Source organism: Enterobacter sp. RHBSTW-00318 (genome assembly GCF_014101375.1).
Taxonomy (GTDB): domain Bacteria; phylum Pseudomonadota; class Gammaproteobacteria; order Enterobacterales; family Enterobacteriaceae; genus Enterobacter; species Enterobacter ludwigii.
Genome location: NZ_JABXQH010000001.1, coordinates 2993394 through 3007289 on the forward strand (window position 1 = coordinate 2993394; position 13896 = coordinate 3007289).

Genomic DNA, 13896 nt, shown 5'->3' on the forward strand with positions numbered 1-13896 from the left:
TCATGAGTGTGATAGCGCAGGCAGGGGCGAAGGGTCGTCAACTGCACAAGTTTGGTGGTAGTAGTCTTGCTGATGTGAAGTGTTACCTGCGTGTCGCAGGGATCATGACAGAGTATTCGCAGCCGGGGGACATGATGGTTGTCTCCGCGGCTGGCAGCACCACCAACCAGTTGATTAGCTGGCTCAAACTGAGTCAGACCGATCGCCTCTCTGCGCATCAGGTGCAACAGTCCTTACGTCGTTACCAGAGTGAGCTGATTGCCGGCTTACTGCCTGCGGACGTCGCGGACGGATTGATTAGCGCCTTTACGCATGACCTTGAGCGTCTGGCTGCCCTGCTGGACAGCGGTATTACCGACGCGGTGTATGCCGAGGTGGTCGGTCACGGTGAAGTGTGGTCTGCGCGCCTGATGGCGGCCGTGCTGCAACACCTGGGCGTGGATGCAGCCTGGCTTGACGCGCGTGACTTCCTGCGCGCCGAACGCGCCGCTCAGCCGCAGGTGGATGAAGGCTTGTCATATCCGCTGCTGCAACAGTTGCTGGTTCAGCATCCGGGCAAACGTATTGTGGTGACCGGCTTTATCAGCCGCAGCAGTGCCGGTGAAACCGTGCTGCTGGGACGTAACGGCTCTGACTACTCAGCGACGCAAATTGGTGCGCTGGCAGGCGTTTCCCGCGTCACCATCTGGAGCGACGTGGCCGGTGTCTACAGTGCTGACCCGCGTAAAGTGAAGGATGCCTGCCTGCTGCCGCTGCTGCGTCTGGACGAGGCCAGCGAGCTGGCACGCCTGGCGGCACCGGTTCTGCATGCGCGTACGCTACAGCCCGTTTCCGGGAGCGACATCGACCTGCAGCTGCGCTGTAGTTACACCCCGGATCAAGGCTCTACCCGTATCGAACGCGTCCTGGCGTCCGGTACGGGGGCGCGAATTGTGACCAGCCATGACGACATCTGCCTGATTGAGTTCCAGGTCCCGGTGGGCCAGGATTTCAAACTGGCACACAAAGACATCGACCTGATCCTCAAACGCGCCCAGGTGCGTCCGCTCGCCGTTGGCGTGCATAACGATCGCCAGCTGCTGCAGTTCTGCTACACCGCTGAAGTGGCGGACAGCGCCCTGAAAATTCTTGATGAAGCGGGCCTGCCGGGCGAGCTTCGCCTGCGTCAGGGTCTGGCGCTGGTGGCGATGGTGGGGGCGGGCGTTACCCGCAACCCGCTGCACTGCCATCGTTTCTGGCAGCAGCTGAAAGGCCAGCCGGTTGAATTCACCTGGCAGTCGGAAGAGGGCATTAGCCTTGTGGCCGTACTGCGTAAAGGACCTACCGAGAGTCTGATTCAGGGGCTGCATACCTCTCTGTTCCGTGCGGAGAAACGCATTGGACTGGTGCTGTTTGGCAAAGGAAACATCGGCTCACGCTGGCTGGAGCTGTTCGCTCGCGAGCAGGTGACTCTCTCAGCGCGTACGGGGTTTGAATTTATTCTCGCGGGCGTGGTGGACAGCCGCCGCAGCCTGCTGAACTACGAAGGGCTGGATGCCAGCCGGGCGCTGGCCTTCTTTAACGATGAAGCGGTTGAACAGGACGAAGAGTCGCTGTTCCTCTGGATGCGCGCGCACCCGTATGACGATCTGGTGGTGCTGGACGTGACCGCCAGTGAACAGCTTGCCGATCAGTATCTTGATTTCGCCAGCCACGGTTTCCATGTTATTAGCGCCAATAAGCTGGCGGGGGCGAGCAGCACGGACAAGTACCGTCAAATCCACGACGCGTTTGAAAAGACAGGCCGTCACTGGCTGTATAACGCCACGGTGGGCGCTGGCTTGCCGGTTAACCATACCGTGCGTGATTTGATTGAAAGCGGCGACAGCATTCTGGCGCTGAGTGGCATCTTCTCCGGCACGCTCTCCTGGCTGTTCCTGCAGTTTGATGGCACCGTGCCGTTCACTGACCTGGTGGATCAGGCATGGCAACAGGGCTTAACGGAACCTGACCCACGCGTTGACCTCTCCGGTAAAGACGTTATGCGTAAGCTGGTGATCCTGGCGCGCGAAGCCGGTTATGACATCGAACCTGATGCCGTCCGCGTTGAGTCGCTGGTGCCTGCTGGCTGCGAGGACGACTCTGTCGACCACTTCTTCGAGAACGGCGAAGAACTGAACGAGCAGATGGTGCAACGTCTGGAAGCGGCAAACGAGATGGGGCTGGTGCTGCGCTACGTGGCGCGTTTCGAAGCGAACGGAAAAGCACGTGTGGGTGTCGAGGCGGTTCGTCCTGAACATCCGCTGGCGGCACTGCTGCCGTGCGATAATGTTTTCGCCATTGAAAGCCGCTGGTACCGCGATAACCCACTGGTGATCCGTGGCCCGGGTGCGGGGCGCGATGTGACCGCCGGGGCCATCCAGTCCGACATCAACCGTCTGGCTAAACTGCTGTAATCTTTCTTGTTCCCTCTCCCTATGGGAGAGGGACAGGGTGAGGGCATCAGACCGCACTCACCTGCCATCATGAACTCCCTTCATCTTCCCTGAGCATTCCTCACCATTCCTGGCGATTATTTCTGTTGACGTCCCTCCGCTTTTCCGTCATTTTTACATCTGGACGTCTAAACGTATAGAAGTTCGAAACACAACACACAATGACACGCGATTGATGAGGTAAGGTATGAGCTTTTTTCACGCCAACCAGCGGGAAGCCCTGAATCAGAGCCTGGCCGAAGTAAATGGTCAGATTAACGTCTCTTTTGAATTTTTCCCGCCGCGCACCAGTGAAATGGAGCAAACCCTCTGGAGCTCTATCGATCGCCTGAGCAGCCTGAAACCGAAGTTTGTCTCCGTCACCTACGGTGCCAACTCCGGTGAGCGTGACCGTACGCACAGCATCATTAAAGGCATTAAGGACCGTACGGGTCTGGAAGCGGCTCCGCACCTGACCTGTATCGACGCGACGCGCGATGAGCTGCGTGCCATTGCCCAGGACTACTGGAACAACGGTATTCGCCATATCGTCGCCCTGCGCGGTGACCTGCCGCCGGGGAGCGGTAAACCGGACATGTACGCCACCGATCTGGTCGCGCTGCTGAAAGAGGTCGCAGACTTCGACATTTCCGTTGCTGCTTATCCTGAAGTTCACCCGGAAGCGAAAAGCGCCCAGGCGGATCTGCTTAACCTGAAGCGTAAAGTGGACGCCGGTGCGAACCGCGCCATTACCCAGTTCTTCTTTGATGTGGAAAGCTACCTGCGCTTTCGTGACCGCTGTGTGTCCGCGGGCATAGACGTCGAAATTATCCCGGGAATTTTGCCGGTCTCTAACTTCAAACAGGCGAAGAAATTTGCCGATATGACCAATGTGCGCATTCCACACTGGATGTCTAAAATGTACGAAGGGCTGGACGATGACCCGGAAACACGCAAGCTGGTGGGCGCAAACATCGCGATGGACATGGTGAAGATCTTGAGTCGTGAAGGGGTGAAGGATTTCCACTTCTATACGCTCAACCGCGCGGAAATGAGTTACGCCATTTGCCATACGCTGGGTGTTCGGCCTGGCGCATAACAAATAGAAGCCCTCTTCGGAGGGTTTTTTGATTTATAAGGGTTTTATTTACCCGCCATATCAGCAATGCTGCCTTTGACGTACAGAACGCACATACTTTCAATGGGAAATTAAACGGAATTAACTATCGAATCTGTGGGTTATCTCAACTATACCTTATCAACAAGGGCGTATATCGTAACCGTAACACTGTAAAAGGGAGCATAGCGATGAGCACGTCAGACGACAGCAATAATGCGGCATCAATCGGCAAGTGCCCGTTCCATCAGGGCAGCGTCGATCACAGCGCGGGGGCAGGCACAGGCAGCCGCGACTGGTGGCCAAAACAACTCCGCGTCGATCTTCTTAATCAACATTCCAACCGTTCTAACCCTCTGGGTGAAGACTTTGACTACCGCAAAGAATTCAGCAAACTTGATTACTCAGCGCTCAAGGGCGATCTCAAAGCACTTCTGACCGACTCTCAGCCGTGGTGGCCAGCCGACTGGGGCAGCTATGCGGGCCTGTTTATCCGTATGGCCTGGCACGGCGCAGGTACCTATCGCTCCGTTGACGGTCGCGGTGGCGCAGGGCGCGGTCAACAGCGCTTTGCCCCCCTGAACTCCTGGCCAGATAACGTAAGTCTGGATAAAGCGCGCCGTCTCCTGTGGCCTATCAAGCAAAAATACGGTCAAAAAATTTCCTGGGCTGACCTCTTCATCCTTGCCGGTAACGTGGCGCTGGAGAACTCTGGCTTCCGTACCTTTGGTTTTGGGGCCGGGCGTGAAGATGTCTGGGAGCCGGATATGGACGTGAACTGGGGTGATGAAAAAGCCTGGCTCACCCACCGTGACCCGGAAGCACTGGCGAAGCGCCCACTGGCAGCCACCGAAATGGGGCTGATTTACGTTAACCCGGAAGGGCCAAACGCCAGCGGTGAACCGCTGTCAGCGGCCGCGGCGATCCGTGCCACCTTTGGCAACATGGGGATGAACGACGAAGAGACCGTTGCGTTGATTGCAGGCGGTCATACCCTCGGTAAAACCCACGGTGCAGGTGAGGCGACCCATGTCGGCGCCGACCCGGAAGCCGCGCCAATTGAAGCGCAGGGTCTGGGCTGGACCAGTACGCACGGTACCGGCGTTGGCGCAGATGCGATCACCTCCGGGCTGGAAGTCATCTGGTCACAAACGCCGACCCAGTGGAGTAACTACTTCTTCGAGAATCTGTTCAAATACGAGTGGGTGCAGACCCGCAGCCCGGCGGGTGCGATTCAGTTCGAAGCGGTGGATGCACCAGACATTATGCCTGATCCGTTCGACCCGTCGAAAAAGCGCAAACCGACGATGCTGGTCACCGATCTGACGCTGCGTTTTGACCCCGAGTTCGAGAAAATCTCCCGCCGCTTCCTGAACGATCCGCAGGCCTTTAACGAAGCCTTTGCGCGAGCGTGGTTCAAGCTGACCCACCGTGATATGGGGCCAAAAGCGCGTTACATTGGTCCGGAAGTGCCGAAAGAAGATCTCATCTGGCAGGATCCACTGCCGCAGGCGGTGTTCAATCCGACCAAAGAGGACATCGAGAGTCTGAAGGCGGAAATCATTGCCTCGGGTCTGTCCGTGAGCGACCTGGTTTCCGTTGCCTGGGCGTCTGCATCGACCTTCCGCGGTGGCGATAAGCGTGGCGGCGCCAACGGTGCGCGTCTGGCACTGGCACCCCAGCGCGACTGGGAAGTTAACGCCGCAGCGGTTCGCGCGTTACCCGCCCTGGAAGCTATTCAGCGTACCACCAACAAAGCGTCACTGGCCGATATCATCGTGCTGGCAGGTGTGGTGGGTGTTGAACAGGCGGCGAAAGAGGCCGGCGTTTACGTCAATGTACCGTTCACGCCGGGCCGCGTTGATGCGCGCCAGGATCAGACGGATATCGAGATGTTTAACCTGCTCGAACCGATTGCCGATGGCTTCCGTAACTACCGTGCACAGGTTGATGCCTCCACTACCGAGTCTCTGTTGATTGATAAGGCCCAGCAGCTGACGCTCACTGCACCAGAACTGACGGTGCTGATTGGCGGTCTGCGCGTACTGGGGGCGAACTTCGATGGCAGTCAGAACGGCGTGTTCACCCATCGTGAAGGCGTGCTGAGTAACGATTTCTTCGTGAACCTGCTGGACATGAATACCCAATGGAAAGCGACCGATGAATCAAACGAGCTGTTTGCCGGCAGCGATCGCGCCAGCGGTGAAGTGAAATACACCGCCACGCGTGCCGATCTGGTATTCGGTTCGAACGCCGTGCTGCGCGCGCTGGCCGAGGTTTACGCCAGCAGCGACGCCCATGAGAAATTCGTCCGCGACTTTGTTGCCGCTTGGGCGAAGGTGATGGATTTGGATCGGTTTGATCTGCAGTAAATACAATCCCCGCTTCGGCGGGGATTTTTTTATTATCCGGCCATACCGGTTATGCCCACTCCCGCAGGAACTGTTGCCCGTACTGATCGGCCACCAGCAGCGCCGCGTAAACCTGATCCGGTGATACCCCGCCTGGCATGTTGTGAATGGTTTCACCCTCTGCGCAGGCTGCCTCGGCAATCAGCCGCATTTTAAGCGGAATATCCTCTTTAATGTTCAGTTGTGCCAGCGTGATGGGCAAACCTACGCTGTGACACAGCGCCGCGACGGTTTCAATTTCCTCTACCGGGGCATTTTCCAGCACCAGTTGCGTCAGCGTCCCAAACGCCACTTTTTCACCGTGATAGAACGAATGTGCCTCCGGCACGGCGGTCATTCCGTTATGAATGGCGTGCGCGGCCGCCAGTCCACCGCTTTCAAATCCAACGCCGCTCAGATAGGTATTGGCTTCAATGATGCGCTCCAGCGCCGGTGTGACCACGTGCTGCCCGGCCGCGAGCATCGCTTTCTCACCCTCTTCAATTAACGTGTTGTAGCACAGCTCGGCGAGGGCTAGCGCAGCCTGGGTACATTTTCCGCCCGCCATCGTGATTGCGCCGCTACGGGAACAGGCGCGCGCTTCAAACCAGGTGGCAAGGGCATCGCCTATCCCGGCGGCCAGCAGACGCGGCGGAGCGCCAGCCACCACCCGGGTGTCGACAATCACCATGTTCGGGTTATGCGGCAGCATCAGGTAGCGATCGAATTCACCGCTGTCGGTATAAATGACGGAAAGGGCGCTGCACGGGGCGTCGGTGGAGGCGATAGTCGGGGCGATGGCAACGGGCACGTCCATAAAATGCGCCAGCGCTTTGGCGGTATCCAGCGTTTTCCCGCCGCCGATACCGAGCACCGCCATACAGTCGGCGCCGTCGGCCCGTTTTTTCAGGCGATCGATTTCGTTTTGCGAACATTCGCCACCGAAGGGCGCGATTTCAGCATGAATTCCCGCTTTTTTGAAACTCTCAAGTAAGGTCTCTTGTGCAAAACCCAGCACAAACTTATCGCCCACAACCAACCAGCGTGTTGCCAGTGGTTTCAGATAGTCGCCGAGACGGGTGAGAACATCAGCGCCCTGGATATATTTCCCCGGCGATTGAATGATACGGTCCATAACAGATCTCCCTTAGAGATTGAGGTTACCAAACGCGTTTTTCCAGTCGTGCTCAAACTTCTCTATGGCTGACTCTACCGCCGGGGTGCCGAGCATTTGTTGCGCTACATCTAAAGGAAGCGTGATTGCTTCACATCCGGCGAGCAGGCAGTCCAGCGCCTGACGTGGTGTTTTGAAGCTGGCGGCCAGCACGCTGCTTTCTGGGGCGTGCCGTTCGAGCAGGGATTGCAGCTCCTGTACCATACGAATGCCGTCCCCGCCCTGAGCGTCGACGCGGTTAACATACGGTGCGACATATTTCGCTCCCGCCAGCGCGGCCAGTAAACCCTGGGCGGCGCTGTAAACGGCCGTGCCCAACGTGGTTATGCCCTCTTTTTTCAGCATTTTTATCGCCATAAGGCCCTGTGCGGTCACCGGGATTTTCACCACGATGTCAGGAATGGCGTTACTCAGGCGTTTGGCTTCTGCCACCATCCCTTCGGCTTCACGGCTCATGGTCTGGGCAAACAGCGTACCCTGTGGCCCGATGGCGTTTTGCAGACGCGGCAGTACGTTCCAGAGGGTTTCGCCGCTGGCGGCTACAATGCTCGGGTTGGTGGTGACGCCGGCAATCGGAAAAATGCGCGCCAGGCGCTCAACCTCTGCCACGTTGGCGGTATCCAGATACAGTTCCATTATTTTTCCTTAAGTCAGAAAGGTTAACTTAAGGATAAGGTGGGGCTGCTGGCCGGGGATACAGGTCAATTTTGCCAAATACTGGACAAATGTAATGTGCTTAGTGAAGTGAGAGGGCGATCACAATGCTAGTTTTTGGCAGTCAGCTGGCTGTGATACTGGCGGCGGTACTCGGAAGGGGAGCGTTCGGTATGTTTACGAAAGAGGCGGCAGAAGTAGTTGCTGTCTGTAAAGCCGCAGCGGGCGGCAATGTCTTTGATTTTTAGATCATAACCCTTGAGCAACTGGCGCGCGTGTTCCAGACGCGTTTGGGTCAGGTATTCATTGAACCCCACGTTCCCGGTCTTCTGAAACAGATGTGAAAGGTAGTTGGGTGAAATATAAAACGCCCGCGCCACGGAATCGCGGGTCAGCGGTGAGGCGTGATGTTCATCGAGATAGCGCCGGATGGCTTCAAACAAAGCACGACTGCGGCTGTCAGTATGAATGTCGCTGCCAAGAAGATCGCGACAGTGGCTGAGCATACTCAGTACCACCAGTCTGGCCGTTTCCTGTTCATCAGGCTGCATCTGCAGCTCGGCCAGCGTTTGCAGGAGAAACGCTCCGGTTCGGGGGCCGCGCCGGGCAACCTGCTGGTGCTGTATAAGCACGTTATCCCGATAAAGACGAAGCGACAGCTGCTGTTTACCGAAGCTGATGCTGAGCGCGTGACCGGTATGAAGTAACCCCTCCGCAGAGGAAGAAAACCACGCTTCGCAGGCATTATCGAGGTTAATGACCAGGCAAGGCGTTGTGCGGGAGTGTGGGTCGGGCGGGGCAACAAACCGTACGTCACGTAGCGCGACGGTGCCATTAATGAGGTCGGTCAGAAGGGTGCTGATGTCGTGGTGCATGGCGTGAATACCGGATATCGCCCGGCAGCGTTAGCGCTGCCGGGCCTGTATGAAGCCAATGGATTAGCCTGTGTTACGCATACCTGCCGCAACGCCTGCAATCGTCACCATCAACGCCTGTTCGACGCGTGGATCCGGCTCTTTACCTTCTTCTTCCGCCAGACGTGAACGGTGCAGCAGCTCCGCCTGCAGGACGTTCAGGGGGTCGGTGTAGATGTTACGCAGCTGGATGGACTCGGCAATCCACGGCAGATCCGCCATCAGGTGCGAGTCGTTAGCAATATCCAGCACCACTTTGATGTCGTCTTCCAGCAGTTCGCGCAGCTCTTTACCCAGCGTCCACAGCTCAGGCTTCACCAGACGCTGATCGTAGTATTCCGCCAGCCACAGGTCTGCTTTCGAGAAGACCATCTCCAGCATACCCAGACGGGTGGAGAAGAACGGCCAGTCGCGGCACATGGTTTCCAGTTCGTTCTGTTTGCCATCTTCCACCACTTTCTGCAGCGCCGCGCCTGCGCCCAGCCAGGCGGGCAGCATCAGACGGTTCTGGGTCCAGGCGAAGATCCACGGGATGGCACGCAGAGACTCTACGCCACCGGTCGGGCGGCGTTTAGCCGGACGTGAACCCAGCGGCAGTTTACCCAGCTCCTGCTCAGGGGTAGCTGAACGGAAGTAAGGCACAAAATCTTTGTTTTCACGCACGTAGCCGCGGTACAGATCGCAGGAGATATCTGACAGCTCGTCCATGATATGGCACCAGGACTCTTTCGGCTCTGGCGGTGGCAGCAGGTTCGCTTCCAGAATCGCACTAGTGTAGAGCGACAGGCTGCTGATGGTCACTTCCGGCAGGCCGTACTTGAAGCGGATCATTTCGCCCTGTTCGGTCACACGCAGGCCGCCTTTCAGGCTTCCCGGCGGTTGTGACAGCAGTGCCGCATGCGCTGGCGCACCACCACGGCCAATCGAGCCACCGCGTCCGTGGAACAGCGTCAGTTCGATGCCTGCTTTTTCACAGGTCTTGATCAACGCGTCCTGTGCCTGATACTGCGCCCAGGATGCCGCCATGACGCCCGCGTCTTTTGCGGAGTCGGAATAGCCAATCATCACCATCTGTTTGCCCTGAATAAAGCCGCGGTACCAGTCGATGTTCAGCAGCTGCGTCATGACGTCGTTGGCGTTGTTCAGGTCATCAAGGGTTTCAAACAGCGGTGCAACCGGAAGGGCATAGTCGATACCGGCTTCTTTGAGCAGAAGGTGAACGCCCAGCACGTCAGACGGCGTTTTCGCCATGGAGATCACATAGGCAGCCACCGATCCTTTCGGCGCATCAACGATCGCTTTACAGGTGTTGAGCACCTCGCGGGTTTCGTTGCTTGGTTCCCAGTTACGTGGCAGCAGGGGACGCTTGGAGTTCAGTTCACGGATCAGGAAGGCTTGTTTGTCCGCTTCGGACCAGCTTTCATAGTCGCCGATGCCGAGATAGCGGGTCAGTTCGCCCAGCGCTTCGGTATGACGGGTGCTTTCCTGACGGACGTCAATACGCACCAGCGGCACGCCGAAACACTTCACGCGACGCAGGGTGTCGAGCAGTTCGCCATTCGCGATGATGCCCATTCCGCAGGCCTGCAGTGATTTATAGCAGGCATACAGCGGCTCCCAGAGCTGCTCGTTCTGGCTCAGCAGGCCTTCCGGCTTTGGCAGGCGCTGGCCTTTCAGACGCGCTTCCAGCCAGGCCTGCGTCGCCATCAGTTGGCCACGCAGTTTTTTCATCAGGAAACGATACGGCTCGCTGGCACCTTCTTCGCCGGCCAGCGCGCGCAGTTCCGGCGTGGCCTCTACCATCGACAGCTCGGAGATCAATACCTGAATATCTTTCAGGAACAGGTCGGTTGCTTTCCAGCGGCTCAACAGAAGCACGTGGCGGGTAATTTCCGCGGTGACGTTCGGGTTGCCGTCACGGTCGCCGCCCATCCAGGAGGTGAAGCGCACCGGCACAAAATCGACCGGCAGGCGGTAATCCAGATTCGCTTCCAGCTGCTCGTTCAGTTCACGCAGGTAGTTCGGCACCCCTTCCCACAGGCTATTTTCCACTACTGCAAAGCCCCATTTGGCTTCGTCGACCGGGCTTGGACGATGCTTACGAATTTCATCGGTGTGCCAGGACTGGGCAATCAGCTGGCGCAGACGGCGCATCAGCTGGTTGCGTTCGTAGTCAGCAATGTCTTTGTTATCCAGCTGCTTGAGGCAGTTGTTCACTTCCACCATTTTGTGGATCAGGGTGCGGCGAGTGATTTCGGTTGGGTGAGCGGTCAGAACCAGCTCCAGCGAAAGGGACTCCACCGCTTTTTTGATGATGTCTTCGTTGAGGTCTGGTTGGTCTTTCAGTTTACGAAGCGTACGGGCAATGACTTCCGGGTTGCTGGCAGCTTCGCCATTCGGCGAAATGCTGTGGTATTGCTCAGCGGTGTTTGCCAGGTTCAGAAACTGGCTGAAGGCGCGGGCAACGGGCAGCAGCTCATCGTTAGAAAGGTTCTGCAAGGTGGTGAGCAGCTCCTGACGACTGGCCTCGTTACCTGCACGGGAAGATTTTGACAGCTTGCGGATGGTTTCAACGCGGTCGAGGATGTTTTCCCCCAACGCCTCTTTGATGGTATCTCCAAGCACTTTGCCGAGCATACTGACATTACTACGCAACGCGGAATATTGTTCGTTCATAAAAACCCAGTCACCCCATCATTTTTGTTTATGCCCAATCGAAAATCTTTTGGACAATATTTTGTCATCTCCCTTTATAAAGCCACGTAAAACCCCCGTCGTCAATTGCTGCGAAAACGGTTCAGCAAACGAATAAATGTGGGTAATTTACGAAATTTAATTCGCTTTGCGTCAGATAAGAGATGCTTATGGGAATGTGACGAAGATCGCGGGATTTGTTGCCCTTACCCTGACCCTCTCCCACCGGGAGAGGGAACCCTCAGGGGCATTTTAATGCCAGCAGAAGTGATGCACGACCTGAGTAATCAGTTCACGGGTCGGTTTGATAAAGCGCGTTTCCAGATATTCATCCGGCTGGTGAGCCTGGTTGATGGAACCCGGGCCAAGCACCAGCGTAGGACACAGGGTCTGAATAAACGGTGCTTCGGTGCAATAGTTCACCACGTCGGTTTTCTCGCCGAGCAGCTTTTCCACGACTTCAACCAGTTGATGATCCGGCGGACATTCGTAGCCAGGGATCGGCGGATGAAGCTCGGAGACCGTCAGGCGGCCCGGCCAGCGCTCGCTGACCGGCGCCAGCGCTTCGGTCAACAGGCCGTCGAGATCGCTCAGCGTCATGCCCGGCAGCGGACGGATATCCATATGCAGTTCGCAGCAGGCGCAGATACGGTTGGATGCATCGCCACCGTGCAGGCTGCCGAGGTTCAGCGTCGGGTAAGGCACGGTGAATGCGTCGTAGTGATAACGCTCTTTCAGCGAGTCGCGCAACTGCATGATGCGGCCGATGGCGTCGTGCATCAGTTCGATGGCGTTGACGCCGCGCGCCGGATCGCTGGAGTGGCCTGACTGGCCCAGCACGCGCACCGCCGTGGAGATATGGCCTTTGTGGGCGCGGATTGGCTGCAGTGACGTTGGTTCACCAATAATGGCGCAATCCGGGCGAATCGAGGTGTTTTCAGAGAAGTAGCGCGCCCCGGCCATGCTGGTCTCTTCATCGGCAGTGGCCAGAATGTAGAGCGGTTTCTTCAGCGTTGTCACGTCCACGTCACGCAGCGCATCGAGGATAAAAGCAAAAAAGCCTTTCATGTCGGCGGTGCCCAGACCGTAAAGCTTGTTGTCATGCTCGGTCAGGGTGAACGGATCGCGTGTCCAGCGGCCATCGTCAAAGGGTACGGTATCGGTATGACCGGCCAGCAGCAGGCCGCCGGCACCCTGTCCGGTACTGGCGAGCAGGTTAAATTTATGGCGTGTTCCGGGGACGGGCTGAACCTCAACGTTAAACCCAATATCGCTAAACCAACCTGCCAGCAGATTGATTAAAGACTCATTGCTCTGATCCAGCGCTTCTTCGGTCGCACTGATGGAGGGTGTGGCAATCAGGGCGCGGTAAATCTCGATAAATGGCGGTAAGTTCATTTTCATTGTTGACACACCTTAGGTCGTGATAGTATCAATATTCATGCAATAAATGTGAATAAAAATACATTAACGTTGAGCATAAAGGAACCCGATGTTGAATACGCTGATTGTAGGCGCTAGCGGTTATGCGGGCGCAGAGCTTGTAAGCTACGTGAATCGCCATCCTCATATGACCATAACCGCTTTGACCGTGTCAGCGCAAAGCAATGATGCAGGAAAGTTAATTTCCGATTTGCATCCGCAACTTAAAGGCATTGTTGATCTGCCGCTGCAGCCAATGTCTGACATCCGCGCGTTCACCGACGGCGTTGACGTGGTGTTTTTAGCTACCGCACACGAAGTCAGCCACGACCTGGTTCCGCACTGTCTGGCGGCCGGCTGTGTGGTGTTCGACCTCTCCGGCGCCTTCCGTGTGAATGACTGCGCGTTCTACGAAAAATATTACGGTTTCACCCATCAACACCCTGAACTGCTGGAAAAAGCGGTTTACGGCCTGGCGGAGTGGAGCACAGATAAACTGAAAGAAGCGGATCTGGTTGCCGTGCCGGGCTGTTATCCGACGGCGGCACAGCTTTCTCTGAAGCCGCTGATCGACGCAGACCTGCTGGATCTGAACCAGTGGCCGGTGATCAACGCCACCAGTGGTGTCAGCGGCGCGGGGCGTAAAGCCGCTATTGCCAACAGCTTCTGCGAAGTGAGCCTTCAGCCGTATGGCGTGTTCAATCACCGCCATCACCCTGAAATCACGACGCATCTGGGTGCGGATGTCATCTTCACGCCGCATCTGGGCAGCTTCCCGCGTGGGATCCTCGAAACCATCACCTGCCGCCTGAAACCCGGAGTGACCCACGAACAGGTGAGCGAAGCCTTTACGCAGGCCTATGCGGACAAACCGCTGGTGCGTCTGTACGACAAAGGCGTGCCGGCGCTGAAAAACGTGGTTGGCCTGCCATTCTGCGACATCGGTTTTGCCGTGCAGGGTGAGCACCTGATTGTGGTGGCTGCGGAAGATAACTTACTCAAAGGCGCTGCCGCACAGGCAATGCAGTGTGCAAATATTCGTTTCGGTTTCCCGGAAACCCAGGCTCTTATTTAAGGT

General features: G+C 57.0%; 9 protein-coding genes. 4 read left to right on the plus strand and 5 right to left on the minus strand.

What is annotated here, in order from left to right:
* Positions 1-2: 2 nt before the first annotated feature.
* From HV157_RS14860 to katG, 3 genes are all read left to right on the plus strand, one after another.
* The gene (locus tag HV157_RS14860) at positions 3-2435 is read left to right on the plus strand and encodes a bifunctional aspartate kinase/homoserine dehydrogenase II (RefSeq protein WP_040018285.1); all 2433 of its coding nucleotides are present in this window, start codon (positions 3-5) and stop codon (positions 2433-2435) included.
* A 226-nt stretch (positions 2436-2661) separates the two neighbouring features.
* The gene (gene metF / locus HV157_RS14865) at positions 2662-3552 is read left to right on the plus strand and encodes a methylenetetrahydrofolate reductase (protein WP_014172187.1); all 891 of its coding nucleotides are present in this window, start codon (positions 2662-2664) and stop codon (positions 3550-3552) included.
* A gap of 209 nt (positions 3553-3761) precedes the next feature.
* Entirely contained in the window at positions 3762-5942 is a 2181-nt protein-coding gene (katG, locus tag HV157_RS14870; protein ID WP_025202761.1) for a catalase/peroxidase HPI, read from the plus strand.
* Between the two features lie 49 nt (positions 5943-5991).
* Here the strand turns inward: katG and HV157_RS14875 are convergent, their stop codons facing one another.
* The 5 genes from HV157_RS14875 to argE form a co-directional block, all read right to left on the minus strand.
* A complete protein-coding gene (locus HV157_RS14875; protein ID WP_040018283.1) occupies positions 5992-7095 on the minus strand; it encodes a glycerol dehydrogenase in 1104 nt (367 codons plus the stop codon).
* A gap of 12 nt (positions 7096-7107) precedes the next feature.
* Positions 7108-7770, minus strand: a complete 663-nt coding sequence (gene fsa / locus HV157_RS14880; protein WP_040018281.1) for a fructose-6-phosphate aldolase — start codon at positions 7768-7770, stop codon at positions 7108-7110.
* Positions 7771-7898: 128 nt separating this feature from the next.
* On the minus strand, positions 7899-8663 hold the full coding sequence (locus HV157_RS14885; RefSeq protein ID WP_040018280.1) for an AraC family transcriptional regulator: 765 nt from the start codon (positions 8661-8663) through the stop codon (positions 7899-7901).
* Between the two features lie 63 nt (positions 8664-8726).
* Positions 8727-11378 carry a phosphoenolpyruvate carboxylase gene (gene ppc, locus HV157_RS14890; protein WP_182378518.1) on the minus strand — a complete coding sequence of 884 codons (2652 nt, stop codon included), beginning with the start codon at positions 11376-11378 and terminating at the stop codon, positions 8727-8729.
* 270 nt (positions 11379-11648) lie between these two features.
* Positions 11649-12800 carry an acetylornithine deacetylase gene (argE, locus tag HV157_RS14895; RefSeq protein WP_020883942.1) on the minus strand — a complete coding sequence of 384 codons (1152 nt, stop codon included), beginning with the start codon at positions 12798-12800 and terminating at the stop codon, positions 11649-11651.
* A gap of 88 nt (positions 12801-12888) precedes the next feature.
* On the opposite strand from argE, the gene argC reads away from it, so the two are divergent.
* Positions 12889-13893, plus strand: a complete 1005-nt coding sequence (gene argC / locus HV157_RS14900; RefSeq protein WP_040018278.1) for an N-acetyl-gamma-glutamyl-phosphate reductase — start codon at positions 12889-12891, stop codon at positions 13891-13893.
* Positions 13894-13896: the final 3 nt, after the last annotated feature.